The sequence below is a fragment of the Bacillus sp. B1-b2 genome (genome assembly GCF_009183415.1).
GTDB lineage: Bacteria > Bacillota > Bacilli > Bacillales > Cytobacillaceae > Niallia.
This window is the reverse complement of sequence record NZ_WEHU01000010.1, coordinates 44,974-64,294: the sequence shown is the minus strand read 5'-3', so window position 1 is coordinate 64,294 and position 19,321 is coordinate 44,974. Positions and strand designations below refer to the sequence as shown.

Annotated in this window: 15 protein-coding genes; 11 read left to right on the top strand and 4 right to left on the bottom strand. The window is 33.0% G+C overall.

Annotated features, from left to right (window positions below; translation table 11 throughout):
* Positions 1–2: 2 nt before the first annotated feature.
* The gene (locus F9279_RS11545; protein ID WP_152113141.1) at positions 3–443 is read right to left on the bottom strand and encodes an Rrf2 family transcriptional regulator; all 441 of its coding nucleotides are present in this window, start codon (positions 441–443) and stop codon (positions 3–5) included.
* Positions 444–819: 376 nt separating this feature from the next.
* Here F9279_RS11545 and F9279_RS11540 point away from each other — a divergent pair, with 376 nt between their 5' ends.
* From F9279_RS11540 to murB, 4 genes are all read left to right on the top strand, one after another.
* Complete coding sequence (locus tag F9279_RS11540) at positions 820–2,208, top strand: protoporphyrinogen oxidase (RefSeq protein WP_152113139.1); 1,389 nt, start codon at positions 820–822, stop codon at positions 2,206–2,208.
* A gap of 297 nt (positions 2,209–2,505) precedes the next feature.
* A complete protein-coding gene (locus F9279_RS11535; protein WP_152113137.1) occupies positions 2,506–4,068 on the top strand; it encodes a histidine kinase N-terminal 7TM domain-containing protein in 1,563 nt (520 codons plus the stop codon).
* 232 nt (positions 4,069–4,300) lie between these two features.
* Positions 4,301–5,128, top strand: a complete 828-nt coding sequence (locus F9279_RS11530) for an ABC transporter ATP-binding protein (protein ID WP_152113135.1) — start codon at positions 4,301–4,303, stop codon at positions 5,126–5,128.
* A gap of 167 nt (positions 5,129–5,295) precedes the next feature.
* Positions 5,296–6,207, top strand: a complete 912-nt coding sequence (murB, locus tag F9279_RS11525) for a UDP-N-acetylmuramate dehydrogenase (protein WP_152113134.1) — start codon at positions 5,296–5,298, stop codon at positions 6,205–6,207.
* A 48-nt stretch (positions 6,208–6,255) separates the two neighbouring features.
* Here the strand turns inward: murB and F9279_RS11520 are convergent, their stop codons facing one another.
* Positions 6,256–7,002, bottom strand: a complete 747-nt coding sequence (locus tag F9279_RS11520; protein ID WP_152113132.1) for a VanZ family protein — start codon at positions 7,000–7,002, stop codon at positions 6,256–6,258.
* 175 nt (positions 7,003–7,177) lie between these two features.
* Here F9279_RS11520 and F9279_RS11515 point away from each other — a divergent pair, with 175 nt between their 5' ends.
* Both F9279_RS11515 and ilvD read left to right on the top strand, forming a co-directional pair.
* Positions 7,178–8,074: an aldo/keto reductase gene (locus F9279_RS11515; protein WP_152113381.1), complete on the top strand. Its 897-nt coding sequence runs from the start codon at positions 7,178–7,180 to the stop codon at positions 8,072–8,074.
* 429 nt (positions 8,075–8,503) lie between these two features.
* On the top strand, positions 8,504–10,180 hold the full coding sequence (gene ilvD / locus F9279_RS11510; RefSeq protein WP_152113130.1) for a dihydroxy-acid dehydratase: 1,677 nt from the start codon (positions 8,504–8,506) through the stop codon (positions 10,178–10,180).
* 49 nt (positions 10,181–10,229) lie between these two features.
* Here the strand turns inward: ilvD and F9279_RS11505 are convergent, their stop codons facing one another.
* Positions 10,230–11,264, bottom strand: coding sequence for an AI-2E family transporter (locus F9279_RS11505; protein ID WP_152113127.1), 1,035 nt, complete (start codon positions 11,262–11,264; stop codon positions 10,230–10,232).
* 622 nt (positions 11,265–11,886) lie between these two features.
* On the opposite strand from F9279_RS11505, the gene F9279_RS11500 reads away from it, so the two are divergent.
* From F9279_RS11500 to F9279_RS11480, 5 genes are all read left to right on the top strand, one after another.
* Complete coding sequence (locus F9279_RS11500; RefSeq protein WP_152113125.1) at positions 11,887–13,212, top strand: hemolysin family protein; 1,326 nt, start codon at positions 11,887–11,889, stop codon at positions 13,210–13,212.
* 325 nt (positions 13,213–13,537) lie between these two features.
* Positions 13,538–14,965 (top strand): PTS mannitol transporter subunit IICB, encoded by a 1,428-nt coding sequence (locus F9279_RS11495; protein WP_152113124.1) that lies wholly within the window; start codon positions 13,538–13,540, stop codon positions 14,963–14,965.
* Between the two features lie 369 nt (positions 14,966–15,334).
* A complete protein-coding gene (locus F9279_RS11490; protein WP_152113122.1) occupies positions 15,335–17,422 on the top strand; it encodes a BglG family transcription antiterminator in 2,088 nt (695 codons plus the stop codon).
* Positions 17,423–17,442: 20 nt separating this feature from the next.
* Complete coding sequence (locus F9279_RS11485; protein WP_152113119.1) at positions 17,443–17,874, top strand: PTS sugar transporter subunit IIA; 432 nt, start codon at positions 17,443–17,445, stop codon at positions 17,872–17,874.
* The gene (locus tag F9279_RS11480; protein WP_226793451.1) at positions 17,861–19,024 is read left to right on the top strand and encodes a mannitol-1-phosphate 5-dehydrogenase; all 1,164 of its coding nucleotides are present in this window, start codon (positions 17,861–17,863) and stop codon (positions 19,022–19,024) included. Before F9279_RS11485 ends, F9279_RS11480 begins: the two co-directional genes overlap by 14 nt.
* Positions 19,025–19,067: 43 nt before the next feature.
* Here the strand turns inward: F9279_RS11480 and F9279_RS25965 are convergent, their stop codons facing one another.
* Positions 19,068–19,193 carry a hypothetical protein gene (locus F9279_RS25965; RefSeq protein WP_264298243.1) on the bottom strand — a complete coding sequence of 42 codons (126 nt, stop codon included), beginning with the start codon at positions 19,191–19,193 and terminating at the stop codon, positions 19,068–19,070.
* Positions 19,194–19,321: the final 128 nt, after the last annotated feature.

The following is a 19,321-nucleotide window of genomic DNA, read 5'->3' as shown; positions in this document are numbered from 1 at the left end:
TATCATTTTGCTAGTTTTTCGTTAACCATTGGAAGAATGTGCATATCCTCTATAACATCACTTAATGTAATGGTGGCCAAATCTTTTTCTAACCCTTCTTGTATATGTGAAAAGTTCTTCACTAACACATCTTGTATTTTGCTTCCAATAGGGCAATTTGGATTTGGATGCTCATGTAAAGCAAAGAGATTATGGTTAGATTTCACAGCTAAATAGATATCTAGTAGAGATAATTGAGAAGGAGAAATAAGTAAAGATGCTCCTGAAATTCCTGCTCTGCTTGATATGATCCCCTTTTTCTTTAAAAGACCGCAAATCCTTCTTATGACTACAGGATTTGTATTGACACTTTCAGCAATAGATTCTGATGAGAACGGTTCAGATGGATTAGAGGCAATTAGGGAAAGAATATGGATAGAAACGGAAAATTTACTGTTAACCATATTAGTTGAACACCACCAATCAAGTTTTTTGTTATTTAGTTCTATTACGTTATAATAATTTCGTTAGACAGACACACATACTTTGTATATTTTTCTTTAAGTTAAGCTATAAGAAGAAAATCCTCCCGATATACGTCACCAATCTGTTTCTAACATATCTTAGAAGGTGTATGACAGCAGCTATTTTTATTGATTAGTATAAGAAGCGCTTACATTAGTAGGATAATTTTATTATACATTGAAAAAACTGGATTCTGACCTTAACTTCTTTACTATATTGTGAACAAATAGACACAAAAAAGCGCTATATGGTATTGCATAGTCATGTCATAATAATTATTGATGAGTTAAGGTAGCATAAATATGAGGTGGTTGAATGAAAACAATAGTAGTCATTGGTGGTGGAATTACTGGTTTATCCACTATGTATTATTTACAGAAAATGAAACAAGAACATAAACTAGATCTAGAACTCCTTTTAGTAGAGGCTAATGAGTATCTAGGTGGAAAAATACATACAATTGAGAAAGATGGATTTATGATGGAGAAAGGAGCAGATTCTATTGTTGCACGTAACCAGAATGTTCTTCCTTTTATCCAAGACTTACAATTAGAAGATGAGCTTGTATATAATGCCACTGGAACTTCTTATATCCATACTAAAGATCGTTTGTTAGAAATACCAAAGGATTCTATATTCGGAATTCCCATGACAATAGAGGCATTATTTAAAAGTGAGCTAATTTCTACAAGAGGGAAACTAGAGGCTTTAAAGGATGTTTTAACAAAAACAGCATCATTTACAAAAGAATCATCTATCGGAGATTTTTTAGAATATTATTTAGGAAAGGAAATAGTAGAAAAGCAAATAGCTCCCGTACTAGCAGGTGTTTATTCTGGAAATATCTATTCTCTTACAATGGCTTCTACTTTACCTTACTTAATTGAATATAAAGAGAAGTACGGTAGTATTATTCGTGGATTAGGAAAAAACAAAGAAACGTTTCAGTCTGCTGCTGATAAGAAATTTATCTCCTTTAAGAATGGCTTATCCACTATTATTAATAGACTAGAAGAAGTACTAACAGATGTGACCATTATAAAAGGTGTAGGTGTTACTTCTATTGAAAAAGAAAAGGAGAAATACACGCTTAAGCTCTCTAATCAAGAGGAAAGATTGGTTGATTCTATCATAGTAACAACTCCACATGATGTTACCCAAAGAATACTAAAAAATAAGGAACTAGACGAAGAATTTCAACAACTAAAGAACTCTTCTAATATCACTATGTACTTATCCTATGATATTTCCGATCAGCAACTTCCTAAAGATGGGACAGGCTTTATCGTAGCGAAAGATAGTAATCTTGTATGCAATGCTTGTACATGGACAAGTAGAAAGTGGAAGCATACGTCAAATAATGGACAGTTATTATTAAGGCTCTTCTATAAGAAAACAAATCCCAGATATGAAAAGTTAAATGCTTATTCGGAGGAAGAGTTACTAGAAGTAGCAAAGAAAGATATTGAGAAAGGTTTAGGAATCACGTCAGAACCCATAAGCTATGAAGTAACAAAGTGGAATAATTTGATGCCAGTGTATTCCTTAAACCATAAGACTGCTGTAGACTCTTTAACGAAAAAAATTGCAGAACATTACCCCCGTGTTCTATTAGCAGGGAGCTCCTACTATGGTGTGGGGATTGCAGCTTGTATGGCTAATGGAGAAGCAACTGCAAAGAAAGTAGCCTCCTTGTTAAATTAAACAGTAATAGAGTTGTCAGTAAGAGTGGATGTTAAGCTCTTACAACAGCTCTATTTCTATATCTAAATAAAGGAATCTCTTACATATTAGATAAATTATTATAAAGTATGCTTTAAGGAATATTTACCTATGTAAATTTAAGCTAATGTGCCGATTTAAACCATATAGTGGTACAAAAAAAGTTGTAAAAAATGGAAGTGCCCTTTTAGAGTAGTTTATGTAATTAGAAGGAAATATAATAAATATTGTACCAGCTTACGGAAAGTCAAATGTTTTGAATTAAGGATAAGTAAAAAAGTGGATCAAACAGTTATGATATATATTGTTTTAATAACAATGTCTGGTGCATTGCATGTAATTTTAGCTATTATTTCTTTTATGAATAGAAAGGCATTTGAAGGAACTAAGGCATTTTTATGGTTCTCCTCCTTTACAGCTATCTATGCATTTGGTTATGCATTAAGCCTTGCAAGTACAGACATAGGTAGTATGAAATTCTGGACTGCTGTGCAATATTTAGGTATGCCGTTTTCGGCACCTGCTACATTAATCCTTGTTTTCCATTTTATAGGGTTGGGGAAACACTTAAATAAAAAAACGTATTTTTTATATTATTTAATTCCATCTATCTCTTTCTTGCTTGTTGCAACAAATGATTTTCATCATTTGTTTTATCAATCTGTTTATCTAGATTACTTGAATCAAACACCTGTTTTGCAAATAACAGTAGGGCAGTGGTATTTAATACATGGAGCATATACTTTCAGAACGCTTGCAATAGCTTTTGTATTACTTATTATTCATTGGGTTAAGAGTAAAACCAAACAGACGGTACAAATGATTATATTATTAATTGGAGTAACTGTGCCCATTTCGACTGCATTAGTTTATTTGTTAGGTTTAACGCCTGCAGGGTTAGATCCAGTGCCTATTACGATGTTATTTACAAGTTCGTTGTACTTATATGCTATTATTACAACGAAATTTCTCTTAGTACCACCGATTGAAAAGGATTATATATTAGAAAGTATGGGAGATGCTGTTTTAGTTCTTGATCAGACTTATCATGTAAAGGATTATAACCATTCTGCATCCTTATTATTTTCCCATGTAAAAATAGGAACACATATTGCTTCGCTAATAGGGATAGATAATCCGATTCTACCTCTGTTTAAAAAGGTGACAAAGAAAGCGGTAGTAACAGAAGTGAATTTAGGAGAAGAATATTATCAAGTGAAGCTATCTTCTCTAAAAAACAAGGACTTCAATATCCTTGGCATTACAATGGTTTTCACCAATATTACAGAACAAAAAAAAGAACAATTAAACTTAACAAAATTAGCATATACAGATGCACTAACACAAATCTATAATCGAGCCTATGCTTTAGAAGCAGCACAAAAGATGTTTGCTCAATACCCAAAGATAGCAGCAATTCTTTTTGATATAGATCACTTTAAGAATATTAATGACACATACGGACATTTTGCTGGGGATGAAGCATTAAAGCATGTCACGAAGGTTTGTAAAAGGAATATAAGAAAAGAAATTGTAATAGGAAGATATGGAGGAGAGGAATTTATACTCTTTCTACCGATTGAAGAATTAGAAGAAGCTTTAAATGTGGCAAGTAGGCTAAGAAGTAAAATAGAGCAATCTAACTTTATCTATAATGACACAGTTATTAGAATAACAGCTAGTTTTGGAGTAGCCATGAAACGAAACCAGTTAACACTAGATCAATTAATTGGTGATGCAGATCGTGCTTTATACGGTGCAAAAAGAGAAGGTAGAAATACCGTCTGTTTAGCTGTTGAAGGAGATTATATGAACATTGCTTCTACGCAATCATATTCTTAAAATCTAGTGAAAATAAAAGAACGGAAGCCCTTCATGGTTCTGTTCTTTTATTTTTGGGAATAAATCCATCTAAAAAAGATAATATGACTACCACTATTGAAGGAAAGTTTATTATTAACTATAATAGTAAATGAAAATCATTATCATTTATAGGTTGTTATTTTAGTATAAACATATATTTCAATAAGTATGAAGAAGAATATTGCTTTCTATAACGAAGGAGTGAGTTTAATTGGATATCCTTTCTACAGAGCATTTGAAAATTGGGTATGAAGATAAAATAATTGTGCATGACTTAGATTTACATATAAAAGAAGGGGAAATCACCACCATCATAGGTCCAAATGGCTGTGGAAAATCGACCATATTAAAAACTCTTGCAAGAATACATAAAGCAAAAGAGGGTTTTGTTTATTTAGATGGTGAAATGATACATAAGATTCCAACAAAGAAAATAGCAAAAAGAATGGCAGTCCTACCCCAATCTCCTGAAGCACCAAATGGATTAACCGTATTTGATTTAGTCTCATATGGACGATCTCCCCATCAAAGTGGCTTTGGCCGTCTTACTGACAAAGATAGAGAAGTTATAAACTGGGCAATAGAAGTAACAGGGCTTATCGAATTAAAAAATCAAGAAGTAGATACACTTTCTGGTGGTCAGCGTCAAAGAGCTTGGATAGCTATGGCAATTGCACAGGAAACTAATTTACTACTGTTAGATGAACCAACTACCTATTTAGATATGGCCCATCAGTTAGAAGTATTACAGTTATTGAAAAAGTTAAATGAAGAAGAGAACCGAACCATTGTAATGGTAATACATGACCTCAATCACGCTGCAAGGTTCTCCCATCATATGGTTGCCATGAAGGGCGGAGAGCTAATAAAAGAAGGACAACCAGAAGTAGTAATGACAGAAGAAGTATTAAAAACAGTTTTTCAAATTGATGCAGTTATAGTAAAAGACCCTCGGACAAGCAAACCAGCATGCTTATCATACGATTTAGTGCGGAATCAAAAAGTAATAAAAGAAAAACAATTAGTAGTGGCTAAGTAGCTATTTAAGTTACTTAGCTTTTCTGTGCATGAACCTCTTATGTTGTTAATATATTATTACAAAGATTAAGCTTTCACATAAATTTGCTTATCCAAGACGTACCTCTTTATAATAATGGTATACAATAGGAATTGTGTAGTTAGATTACAGATAGAAGGTTGAGATATATGGATAAATTAATGATTGAAAATAGATTAAAAGAAATATTGCCACATGATAATGTGAAAATCGATGAAGAGTTAAATAAATATACGTATACAAAAATTGGTGGAAAAGCAGACTTTTTGTTATTTCCTACAGATTATAAACAAGTACAAGACGCCTATCAATTCGCACTTGAAGTGGACCTACCAGTTACTATATTGGGAAATGGCTCGAATGTATTAATTAGAGACGGTGGAATAAGAGGTGTAGTCATCAATTTAACTAAATTGGTAGACATTACATTAGAAAATAATAAAGTGATAGCAAAATGTGGTGCAGCAATTATTGATACATCGCGTTTTGCTCTAAAGCACTCATTAACTGGCTTGGAATTTGCTTGTGGTATTCCAGGATCTGTTGGTGGCGCACTATATATGAATGCTGGTGCATATGGAGGAGAAGTTTCCAACGTTTTAGAAAGTGCCAAGGTATTAACGAAACAAGGTGAAATAATTACGGTGAGTAAAGAAGAATTAGAGTTAGGGTATCGTACTAGTAGTATTGATAAAAATGGTTGGGTAGCATTAGAAGGAACCTTTTCTTTGAGTGAAGGAAATCATGACTTAATAAAAGAAAAAATGGATGAACTAACTTTTTTAAGAGAGTCTAAGCAGCCACTGGAATTTCCATCTTGTGGAAGTGTTTTCAAAAGACCACCTAATCATTTTGCGGGAAAACTGATTCAAGATAGTGGATTACAAGGCACTCAGATTGGTGGCGCCCAAGTATCTACCAAACATGCAGGATTCATTGTGAATGTTGATAAGGCAACAGCAAATGACTACTTGTCTTTGATTCATCATGTTCAAAAAACGGTGAAGCAAAACTATAATGTTGATTTAGAAACAGAAGTAAGAATCATTGGGGAAGAATAAGGAAAACCAAGTAATATAAAAAATAGCCTATGCTGTTTAGAAGCTAGGCTATTTTCTATGTTGGAAAAATAACAATTCATATGATGAAGGAAACTTTGTTTTTCTCATAAAGAGAAAAAGAAAATATCCAATAATGGCACCAATAATGTTAAGCAGTAAATCATCAATATCTGCTGCACGATCAATAGTGAAGAAATATTGAGTTATCTCAATGAGTAGGGAACATAAAGCTGCAATACTAATTGTAACAAGCATTTTAAAGCGCTTTTGGTATATTTTTGGAAAAAGATAACCAAATGGAATAAACATCATAATATTACCTAAAGTATACAATATCCAAAAAATCGGGGGTTTATATGTATATTGGTAGTGTAGTTGTACATAAGGTACAAGATTAATATTCCCCTTTATACTTGGGGGAGTAAAATGAAAAGGATTCAAAGTAACATAAAGCACGGTTAATAAATAGATAAAGAAAATATTTATTAAAATTTCTCTTTTAGCATAAACTATATTTTTCTTTCTACTTCGATCTATTCGATAATATATCCATAAAGGAATAAGGATAATAAGGATAATGGGGAAATTAAGATATAGTTCAATGTCGGTTATCTTCCAAAGTATAAAGACAAATAGAAGTGGAAGTGGATAAATCAATACTTTTTTGAGTACATTCACTTTATCGAAAATCCTTTCTTTAGATATCTTTATTATATAGTATATGAGTGCTTGTTTTAAAGTAGTAATACTTCTTCTTTGAGCGTTTTTCTTTACTCTCCCTTTCTTCCTATTCATACTAAAGGGGAAGTCCTAAACATTACTAAAGGGAGTTTTCGTATTACTAAGCCTTTTTGCTTAATGAGAGAGTGGACATACTCTTGTAGCTAAGCAATAAGTACATAGGAGAAATAACCTTACCTAAAGGAGATGAAGCTTTTTGAGTAGTAAAGTTCAAATTGGTCAAACAGCAATGAAGGTTACGAAATTAGGATATGGAGCTAATTCTGTAGGCGGACATAATTTATTTCCAAATTTAAGTGATGAAACTGGCAAAGAAGTAGTTAAAAGTGCTTTAGATGCAGGTGTAGATTTCTTAGATACTGCATACGTATATGGCCTCGGTAGATCCGAAGAATTGATTGGAGAAGTGTTAAAAGAACGAGGGAATCGTCATGAAATTGCAATTGCTAGTAAAGCTGCACATAAATTAGTAGATGGAAAAATAGTGCTGGATAATAGTAGAGATTTTATGCGATCTTCTGTAGAACAAAGCTTAAAGAGGTTGCAAACAGATTATATTGACTTATTTTATGTACACTTTCCAGATGGTGTAACTCCCCCTGAAGAAGTAGCAGGTACTTTAAAGGAGTTAAAAGACGAAGGAAAGATCAAAGCAATTGGGGCTTCAAACTTAGATATAGAACAATTAAAAGCATTTAACCAGGATGGCTACTTAGAAGTATTCCAAGCAGAGTATTCTCTATTAAAAAGAGGGGCAGAAGATTTCTATTTACCGTATTGTGTAGAAAATAACATTAGCTTTGTTCCCTATTTTCCATTAGCATCTGGATTGCTTACGGGAAAATATTCTAAAGACTCTAACCTTGAAGGGAAAGAAGGAAACCCACTATTTCAAGGAGAAACATATATAAAAAATATCGAGAAAATTGCTCAATTGAAACAGTTAGCAACGGAAAAAGGATTTGATGCTACTCATTTGGCATTAGCTTGGCTACTAAAACAGCCAGCTATTGATGTTATCATTCCTGGTGCCAAAACAATTGCTCAATTACAAAATAATCTAAAGACATTAGATGTACATTTAACAGATGACGAAGTACAAAAGATAAGTGTTATCTTTTCATAAGAGATAAATAGTTAAACATTTCAGTTCATGGGAGACTCAAGCTATCAGTTTGGGTCTTTATTGGTGTTTTCCATACAATTAATCAAGCATTGGAAGGTAGAATAACTTTAAGATGATCTATTGTAATATCTCAACATTTTATATTTAAATAAAGTATTCTAGTATATTATTTAAAGTATTCTTCTAACAAAAAATCAGCTTTAAATAATCAGGGATAATTGTAGATGTTGTCAGAAGTTCTTACAAGTTTTACAGGTTAAAGGTTGATAGAATAATCTTTTTTATAAGAATAGTAAATGTAAAGAAAATTCTCTTTTTTCAAATTTCGTCAAGAAGAAATTATATCATTTTTCTAATCATAGTGTTACAATAGGTAAAAGTTAAATATACAGAAATTTCGTTTTAATCGGACAATTGGAGGGGTAGAAAGTGGCAGAGTTAAGAAGCAACATGATCAAGAAAGGATTTGATCGAGCACCGCATAGAAGTTTGCTACGTGCAGCAGGGGTAAAGGAAGAAGATTTTAATAAACCATTTATTGCTGTTGTCAATTCATATATTGATATTGTTCCAGGACATGTACACTTACAGGAGTTCGGTAAAATTGTAAAAGATGCAATTAGAGAGGCAGGCGGAGTGCCTTTTGAAATGAACACAATTGGTGTAGATGATGGGATTGCTATGGGCCATATTGGAATGCGTTATTCTTTACCAAGTCGTGAAATAATTGCAGACTCTATTGAAACAGTTGTAGCGGCACACTGGTTTGATGGAATGGTATGTATCCCAAACTGCGATAAAATCACACCAGGTATGATGATGGCCGCTATGCGCTTAAACATTCCAACTATCTTCGTGAGTGGTGGACCAATGAAAGCTGGAGTAACAAGCGATGGAAGAAAGATTTCTCTCTCCTCTGTATTTGAAGGAGTTGGAGCTTTCCAATCAGGTAAAATAGATGAAAGTGGATTACTAGAATTAGAACAATTCGGTTGCCCAACATGTGGTTCATGTTCGGGAATGTTTACAGCTAACTCCATGAATTGTCTTGCTGAAGCTTTAGGGCTAGCACTTCCTGGTAATGGAACAATACTTGCAGTTGCACCTGAGCGTAAGGAATTCGTCAAAAAATCGGCTAAACAACTAATGAACTTAATAAAAGATGATATTAAACCGAGAGATATAGTTACAGAGAAGGCAATTGATAATGCCTTTGCTTTGGATATGGCACTTGGTGGTTCGACTAATACAGTGCTTCATACAATAGCAATTGCACATGAAGCGGGGATTGATTATCCACTTCAAAGAATTAATGAAGTAGCTAGTAGGGTACCGCATTTATCTAAATTAGCTCCATCCTCAGATGTACATATTGAGGATCTTCACGAAGCGGGAGGAGTTTCAGCTGCACTTTATGAGCTTTCTAAGAAAGAAGGAGCACTTCACCTTGATACATTGACTGTTAGTGGAAAAACATTAGGAGAAAATATTGAAGGTTGTGAAGTAAAAGATCGACATGTTATTCGCGCAATTGATGACCCTCATACAGAGACAGGTGGGCTTGCTGTATTATTCGGAAATCTTGCTCCTCAAGGTGCCATCATTAAAACAGGTGGCGTTCAAAATGGAATAACAAGACATGAAGGTCCAGCAATTGTTTTTGAATCTCAAGATGAAGTTTTAGAAGGATTAGTAAAAGGACTAGTGAAACCTGGACATGTCGTTATTATTCGCTATGAAGGTCCAAAAGGTGGTCCAGGTATGCCAGAAATGTTAGCACCAACCTCTCAAATCGTAGGTATGGGGCTTGGTCCTAAGGTTGCACTTGTAACAGACGGCAGATTTTCAGGAGCTTCTCGTGGAATTTCTATTGGTCATGCTTCTCCTGAAGCTGCAGAAGGCGGCCCGCTTGCCTTCGTAAAAGATGGAGACAACATTGTTATTGATATTGAAAAAAGAACAATGGATGTAGAAGTACCTGAAGAAGAATGGGAGCAAAGAAAATCCGAATGGAAAGGCTTTGAGACAAAAGTAAAAAGCGGATATCTAGCTCGTTATTCTAAACTAGTTACATCAGCAAGTACTGGAGCTGTTTTAAAATACTAGTTTATCCTGTTTAATTGTCCAAAGGTAATAAAAAAAAGACAATGGAAACTTATCCATTGTCTTTTTTTGCTAATTCATGATCTGGTTCCATGCTTTGAACCTGTAGAATATCTAACAGGAATACAAATACAGGGATTCCTATAATTAGTCCCCATACTCCAAAAAAGTGCTCGGAGAATATTAGGACAATGAAAGTAAAGAAAACAGGTAAGTCTGTTTTAGAAGACATTAATTTAGGATTAAGAATATAAGCTTCAATTGCATGAATAACGCAAATGAAGATGATTAATATAATAATATATGGATATCCACCAATGGTATAACCTATAGTTAATAAAGGAATTAGGGAAATAATGACACCAGCTACAGGAATTAACCCGAACACAAATACCATTAATGATAATCCTAGTAATTGAGGGAAATCAAGAATCCATAATCCAATGGTTGTTAGAATACAGTTTACTAGAGCAATAATCACTTGAGCTTCTAACACTTTCCCAAATGTTAATACAAATTTCTTACCGAAAAATTCGATTTCATTGTAAATAGGTGCAATCTTACTTTTCTTAAACTTATCCTTATACTTAATAAGCCTTGGCTTTTCCAATAAGAAGAAAAAGCTTAAGATGATAGCTAGTAAAAATTGAATACTAAGGGAACTAATGCTAGAAAAATACTTCACTACAAATCCAAGACCTTGTTCTACATAACTATATATATTTCTTTCTTGAATAACAGAGACAATATAATTTAGTACAACGTTATCATGTGGTCTTGTATAAAATTCATATAATTGTCTGACAAGAGTACTAATTTCTTCGACTAACATAGGTAAATATTTTATAGAGCTATAGGAAAGGATTCCAATAGTTATTAAATAAAGAATACTTACTATGAGATTTCGTTTTACATGAATGACTTTAGAAATTAATCTTTCCATCCTATCCATTAAAAAAGAAAGGATAAAGGTAAAAAGCATTAAATTGACCATACTTCTTAATAGATAGATACCCGATAAAATTAATACAAAAATAAGAAATCTTTTTATACTTTTATTAGTAAGTATTTTATTAACTGTTTCCACTCCGTTTCCCCTTTTTCAGTTTTTCTATATGTCTTATTCTATTTTAACCTAAAAGTGAGTGTAATAATATCAGTATATGTAACAAAATGAAGAACCTTTTCAAATTTAATGATATAAAGTCAGTTTCTTTTGAATTTTAGAAGAAAATAACCATGATATCTGATTATAGGGTTTAATTTCTTGTATAAAAGCTCTGTAAACTTATATAATGAAGTATAAAACTAAAACGTTATGGTTAGGAGGAGAAAATATGGGGATGTGAAATTACTAAAGCAAGAACTTTTAGAAATGCTAAATAGAGCAAAAGAAAGAATAGTTATTACATATTCCTCAGCCTTCTTCCAGCTAAAATAGGATAAAGTTGAAAGTTCTTTTGGATTTGATTATAGAGCGGGATAATTTTATTGTTGTTTTATAACTAAGTCTATTTGTAGGAAGCTTTAGATAGTATTTAAACAACATAATATAAGGCGAGTAAGAAATACTATTCATAATGGTACATTTTAAATTAACTGTATAAGATAATCAGTCATTCTATAGCCATATCACCTGTTCTAATAAAGGAACAAAAGGGTGAATGCTTTTATTTATCAGGAGGTGTAAGTCCTTAAGGGGCTACATATTGGAAATTTTTAATTTGGTTTTATTTGTTATATTAATTGCTTTAACTGCTTTTTTCGTATCAACAGAATTTGCTATTGTAAAGGTAAGAACATCCAGAATCGATCAGCTGGTTGCAGAAAATATTAAAGGTGCCGTTGCTGCTAAAAGAGTAACAAGCCACTTAGATGAATATTTATCTGCATGCCAACTGGGTATTACAGTAACTGCATTAGGTCTAGGTTGGATTGGAGAGTCAACTTTTGCAGAAATACTAGAACCTTTATTTATCACATTTTCGATTGGCGAAGCATTATCACATGCAATAGCATTTATTGTTTCCTTCTTGCTGGTTACCTTCCTTCATGTGGTTGTAGGGGAATTAGCTCCAAAAACAGTTGCAATCCAAAAGGCTGAAAAAATCACCTTGCTTTTTTCACCTCCAATTATTTGGTTTTATCGTTTGTTGTATCCTTTTATTTGGGTGTTAAATGGATCTGCACGCTTACTTACTAGTATTTTTGGATTAAAACCTGCATCAGAGCATGATTTGGCTCATTCAGAAGAAGAATTAAGAATTTTAATGTCTGAAAGCTATAAAAGCGGAGAAATTAATAAAAATGAATTGGCCTATGTAAATAATATTTTTGAATTTGACGAGAGAATTGCGAAAGAAATTATGGTTCCACGTACAGAAATGATCACAATTAGTGTAGATAACACCTTTGATGAAATTATGACGATTTTAAAAGAAGAGAACTATACTCGCTATCCTTTAGTAAATGGTGACAAAGATAATGTGATCGGATTAATTAACATTAGAGAGTTCCTGACAGCAACAATAGAGAATAAAGAATATATACAATTAGAGCAATTTATGAAGCCAATTATTCGAGTGATTGAAAGTATACCAATCCGTGAATTATTAATAAAAATGCAGAAAGAACGTACACATATGGCAGTTTTATTAGATGAATATGGAGGTACCTCTGGGATTGTTACTGTTGAAGATATACTGGAGGAAATTGTTGGAGATATTAGAGATGAATTCGACGAAGATGAAATATCAGATATAAGAAAAGTAAAAGAAGATCACTATATTTTAAGCGGAAGAGTTTTAATTAGTGAAGTAAATGACCTTTTAGGTATACACTTAGCAGATGACGAAGTAGATACGATTGGTGGCTGGTTCTTAACAAATAACTTTGAAGCTATAGAAGGTGATGTTTTAGAAGAAGAAGGCTGTATCTTCAAGATTAAGAATATAGAAGAACATCATATACATTATATCGAAGTGATGAAGAATAAAGATTGGAATAAAGATGAAGTAGTACAGGATATAGTATAAGCATAATAAAAGGAAGCAGACTAGTTTTAAAAGTCTGCTTCCTTTTTTATTTGAATAAATACTGCTTCAAAGAATGCTCATTTATATAAGGTTAGATCTACACTTTTATCCGTCTTATCATTCTATTGATTCGACATTTTATCTTATATCTCGAATAATTTCGACTTTCATGCGAAAAATAAAATGGATTATTCGACAAAGATATAATTGTTAGCTTATTTAATTGTGTCAACTTTGTGTATGTCAAAAGTGCTCTTAGTTAGGATTGTTTTGACACTGTAAACGCTTTATCATAAGGATATGAAAGACAAAGGAGGAAAAACACATGGCAAACGAAAACAAAAATGATTTTCGTGTTAAAATACAACGTTTTGGTAGTCACTTAAGTGGAATGATTATGCCGAATATTGGTGCATTCATTGCTTGGGGATTGATTACTGCATTATTCATTCCAACGGGTTGGTTCCCAAATGAGGAACTAAACAAATTAGTTTCACCAATGATCACTTACTTGTTACCATTATTAATTGGTTACACAGGTGGTAAAATGGTATACGCTGAGCGTGGTGGGGTAGTCGGTGCAATTGCTACTATCGGGGTAATCGTTGGTACTGACATTCCAATGTTCCTTGGAGCAATGGTAATGGGACCAGTTGGTGGATATTTAATTAAATTAGTTGATGGACTATTCAAAGGTAAAGTTAAAGCTGGATTTGAAATGCTAGTAAATAACTTCTCAGCTGGTATTCTTGGAGCTATTATTGCAATCATCGGATTTAAATATATAGGACCAGTTGTAGAAGGATTAAGTAGCTTTTTATCAGGTGGAGTAGAGTGGATTGTTGAACATAACCTACTTCCATTAGCAAGTATCTTTATTGAACCAGGTAAGGTTTTATTCCTAAATAACGCAATTAACCAAGGAATCTTAGGACCTATTGGGGTTGAACAAGCAAAAGAAGTTGGAAAATCAATTCTATTCTTATTAGAAGCTAACCCTGGACCAGGTTTAGGTATTCTACTTGCTTACTGTATATTTGGAAGAGGAACGTCAAAACAAACAGCACCTGGTGCCGTTATTATCCAATTCTTAGGTGGAATTCATGAGATCTACTTCCCGTACATCTTAATGAAACCTATGATGTTATTAGCTGTAATCGCTGGTGGTATGGGTGGAGTGTTCACTTTCACACTATTTGATACAGGTTTAGTAGCAACACCATCACCGGGAAGTATCTTTGCTCTTATGGCAATGGCTCCAAAAGGTGAACATTTAGGAGTACTTGCAGGTGTATTCGTTGCAGCAATTATCTCATTCGTAATCGGTGCAATTATTCTAAAAACAAGCAAAGAAGAGGAAGATATTAACTCTGCAACAGAAAAAATGGAAGCTTTAAAAGGGAAAAAGAGCTCAGTAGCAAGTGCTATTACAGAAACAACAACTACTTCTAATGAAGTTACTGATTTTGATTACGGTAATGTAAAGAAAATCATCTTTGCATGTGATGCAGGTATGGGTTCAAGTGCAATGGGTGCGTCTATTATGCGTAATAAAGTGAAGAAAGCAGATATCGAAGGGGTAGATGTATCTAATACATCGATTGCTAACCTTCCAAGTGATGCTGACTTAGTAATTACACATAAAGACTTAACAGATCGCGCTGTAGCTAAATTACCAGGAGCACAACATGTTTCGGTTGAAAACTTCTTAAATAGCCCGAAATATGATGAGATTATTAATAAATTAAAATAATGTAAAGAAGAAACATTGCTTATATGAGTGATGTTTCTTTTTTCCGATTCACGGGAAATATAAGGTTAATGGTGAAGCTAGGATAAGGTGGTTTTTGGTGCTTTTTGATAGGCTGTATAGTGAAGATGATTGCTTACGGAATATATTATTAAAAGTAATAGTTTGGAATACACTATTGTCTTACTGCTTGATAATAATAAAATAACGAGAATTAAAGACTATATCTTAGATGAGATAAATGTCATCTTTAGAGTAGTGTTATTAAAATTTGGCAACAATAGGTTTGAAAAAAGTGAGTTTTTGACTGTTTGTGAGAGAATTTACACAGTTCTATAATTAAACTATGGCAGGTAGATAAGGAGATAAGCTATGATTATTTCCGCTCGAGAAAGAATAATCTTACAGTTTTTAGTAAGTAACATCGATAAAGATGTAACAATTAAGGAATTGGCAGATACTATTCATGTTAGTGAACGAACCGTTCATCGTGACCTGAAAAACGTGGAAGAAATTTTAGATAGCTTTCATATTAAGTTAAATAAAAAGATTGGTGTCGGCGTTAGAATTTTAGGAAGTCTTAATGATATTCATTTATTAAAGATTTCTTTGTTGAAACAGGACTATACAGAATATACACCTGAAGAAAGAATATTGGTGGCTTTATGTACATTACTAGACAATAAGGAGCCAATTAAGTTATTCTCATTAGCAAAGGAGTTAGGAGTTACAACAGCTACTGTAAGCAACGACTTAGATAAATTAGAACCTATTATAGATAAGTATAACCTGACCTTATTAAGAAAAAGAGGGTATGGTGTAGAACTGGTAGGATCTGAAGAAGATAAGAGAAAAGCTATACGTAGTTTACTATCAGATCGATTTGATGTACCTGAGTTTTTACAAATGGTAAAAGAAAACATTCAGAAGAAATCAACCAATAAGATAGATTCTATCTCTGAACGACTTTTAGGCCTTGTGCAAAAAGAAAAGCTTATAAAAATAGAGAATATTATAGAAGATATTAATGAACAGCTACCATATCCACTTGCAGATAGCTCTTATGTTGGGTTAGTCGTACATATCGCATTAGCTCTAGAGCGTATTCAACGAGGGGAGAATATTATCCTTCAAAAAGATTATATGGAAGAGCTATCTCAAACAAGAGAATTTGAGTTTGCAAAAACGATAGCGTGGAGATTGGAAAGGACTTTTTCTATACCGATTCCTGAACAGGAAATTGGCTATATTACGATGCATCTTAGAGGAGCTAAAATTCGTTTTGACAATAGTGTAGGAATCAAAGATGAGAATTTAGAAATTGCCCTACTCGTTAAACAACTTATTGATAGAGTAGAAATACTGCTAAATACAAAATTCCTAGATGATAGTTTGTTTAAAGGATTACTCGCACATCTTCAGCCAACTTTATATAGGCTAGAGAAAAAAATGCGTATATCCAATCCTTTATTGCCAGAAATTAAAAAGGACTATCCTGAGTTGTTTGAAATTGTGAAAAAGGCTGCTGAGCAAACCCTTACGAATATAGATATTCCTGATGAAGAAGTCGGATATTTGGTACTTCATTTTGGATCTTCTATTAATAACACAGAGATTTCGAAAGATTTAAGTGTGTTAATCATTTGTTCAAGTGGCATTGGTACATCCAAAATGCTTGCCGCCAAAATAGTTAGCCAAATACCTAGCTTAAAAGAGGTAAAAACAGCTTCTGTTTTTGAATTGAAAAATATTTCTATAGAGGGTTATGATGTCATATTTTCGACCATACCACTCGAGGACATCAAGCAAGAATACTTATTGGTGAATCCTATTTTATCTGACCAAGATTTAGAAGAAGTTAAGTCTTATTTAAAAAAGAAAAGTGGTAAAAAACCTAAAAATGTTCAACCTGAATATTTCCAGGAAAATAGCAATGTTGTAAGAGACTTTAGAGACTTGGAAAAGATAGCAAAACGGACTCAGTCTTTGACAGATATTTTAGGTAATCTTTCTGTATGGTCCTTCCATGAAGAAAATGGAGATATGGAAAAGAGTCTAAAACTTGCATTGAAAGAACTGCAGCATGAAGGAAAGATAGTTAGTGAAAAAGATGTATATAATGCACTTATTGAGCGTGCAGACTTAGGTGGCCTTGCTATCCCTGAAACATCTTTAGCATTATTTCATACAACTCATGGGACTGTGCATGATCCATCATTTAATATTATTGAATTAAATGAAATGGTAAGTTTAAAAGCAATGAATGGGGATAATGAAGTTGTAAAGCGTATTTTACTACTACTAGCTCCAATGAATGCAGACAGACAAGTAATGGAGGTACTAAGCTTTATTAGTGCGTTGATTATTCAGTCTCCTAAAAGTATTGAATTGTTTAAGTATGGCAGTAAAGAGGAACTAATGAATTTTATTAGTAATGAGTTTTTTAAAAATATGGTTTAAAGATATTAGGAGGAATAACTGTGAGTATATTAAAAAAAGAGAACATTGTGTTAAATAGTGAAATCTCAAACAAAGAGGAAGTTATTAAGAAGGCTGGTCAAATCTTAGCTAGCCAAGGTTATGTTTCAGAAGATTATATCCCAGCAATGCTACAAAGAGAAGAAATCTCTTCCACTTATATGGGGAACTTCCTTGCGATTCCACACGGAACAGATGAGGCTAAGACTGCTGTTCTAAACTCAGGTTTATCTGTAGTTCAAGTTCCAAATGGCATTGATTTTGGCGATGGAAATATTGTTAAATTAGTAATTGGAATTGCTGGGAAAGACGGAGAGCATTTAGAATTATTATCTCAAATTGCTATTGTATGTTCAGAAATAGAAAATGTTGAAAAGTTAGTTGCTGCTAAATCAGAAGAGGAAATCATTCAAATTCTAAGTGAGGTTAACTAATATGCATGCTATTCATTTTGGAGCAGGTAATATAGGTAGAGGTTTTATTGGATTATTATTACATCAGTCAAGCTATGATATTACATTTGTAGATGTTAATGAGCAAGTAATTGATGAAATTAATTCTGTTGGAGAATATAATGTTTTCCTAGCAAACGAAGCAAAGGATAGCTTTACTGTTAAGAACATTCAAGGAATTAACAGTAAAAACACCCCTGAGAAAGTTGTGGAGCAATTTGTAACAACAGATATGGTAACTACAGCTATTGGACCAAATATCCTAAAATTTATTGCACCATTAATTGCAGATGGAATTAAAGCACGTATGAAGAGTAACCAATCGCCCTTAAATATTATTGCATGTGAAAATATGATTGGTGGAAGTACTGCTTTAAAACAGTTTGTATTAGAGCATCTAAATACAGAAGAACAAGCTTGGGTAGAGGAATATGTAGGATTCCCTGATTCAGCTGTAGACAGAATTGTACCAAATCAAAAGAACGAAAAAATCTTAGATGTGTTAGTTGAGCCATTCCATGAATGGGTAATTAATGAGACAGCAATTAAAGGTACAAAGCCAGTAATAGAAGAAGCTCACTTTGTGGAAAATTTAGAAGCGTATATTGAAAGAAAATTATTTACAGTAAATACTGGCCATGCTGCTACAGCATATTTAGGTAACATGAAAAATTATGAGACTATCTCTGAAACAATTGGTCATGATGAAGTGAAAACAAAAGTACTTCATGTTTTACAAGAAACAGGAGAAGTACTTATTAACAAATACCAATTCAACAGAGAAGATCATCAGAAATATATAGAGAAAATAATTGGTAGGTTTGCTAACTCATACATTGTTGATGATGTAAAGAGAGTAGGAAGATCACCTTTACGTAAATTAGGTGCAAAAGACCGTTTAGTTGCTCCAAGTCTAGAGTACTATAATGCATTCGGTAAATTACCAACTAATTTAATTGATGTAATAGCGTCAGCTCTTCATTTCTATACTCCTGATGATCAAGAGTCTGTGGATTTGAAAAAATTGATTGATGAAAAAGGTGTAGAAGCTGCATTTGTTCAAGTTTCTGGACTTAGTCAAGATCATGAAATAGTAAAAGCAGCCGTTCAAGCATATAATAGTACAAATTAAATCATAAAACCGGTGCAGTGGTGCTGCATCGGTTTTATTTTATTTATTGATTGGTGTAATTGGAGCGAGTTGTACGAGAAGATGTTTGTTTCTTTTTATTCCAGATTTTTTTAGCAATAGGGTAAAGGACAGGTCCCCAAGTGATAATTCTTTTAAACAACCTTTTCATCGTATTCATCCTCCTTTTTTATACTTCTTTACCCTGGCATATACTTATTGAAACAAAAGCTAAAGAGTAAGAATAATAGATACTTGGTAGAAGTATCATCTTGTAATTTGCTAAAAAACAACATATAG

What these genes read in the sequence shown, in the direction of transcription:
- F9279_RS11545 (WP_152113141.1), bottom strand. Translation starts at nt 443, where the DNA reads ATGGTTAACAGTAAATTTTCCGTTTCTATCCATATTCTTTCCCTAATT.
- F9279_RS11540 (WP_152113139.1), top strand. Translation starts at nt 820, where the DNA reads ATGAAAACAATAGTAGTCATTGGTGGTGGAATTACTGGTTTATCCACT.
- murB (WP_152113134.1), top strand. Translation starts at nt 5,296, where the DNA reads ATGGATAAATTAATGATTGAAAATAGATTAAAAGAAATATTGCCACAT.
- F9279_RS11520 (WP_152113132.1), bottom strand. Translation starts at nt 7,002, where the DNA reads ATGAATAGGAAGAAAGGGAGAGTAAAGAAAAACGCTCAAAGAAGAAGT.
- F9279_RS11515 (WP_152113381.1), top strand. Translation starts at nt 7,178, where the DNA reads ATGAAGGTTACGAAATTAGGATATGGAGCTAATTCTGTAGGCGGACAT.
- F9279_RS11495 (WP_152113124.1), top strand. Translation starts at nt 13,538, where the DNA reads ATGGCAAACGAAAACAAAAATGATTTTCGTGTTAAAATACAACGTTTT.
- F9279_RS11490 (WP_152113122.1), top strand. Translation starts at nt 15,335, where the DNA reads ATGATTATTTCCGCTCGAGAAAGAATAATCTTACAGTTTTTAGTAAGT.
- F9279_RS25965 (WP_264298243.1), bottom strand. Translation starts at nt 19,193, where the DNA reads ATGAAAAGGTTGTTTAAAAGAATTATCACTTGGGGACCTGTCCTTTAC.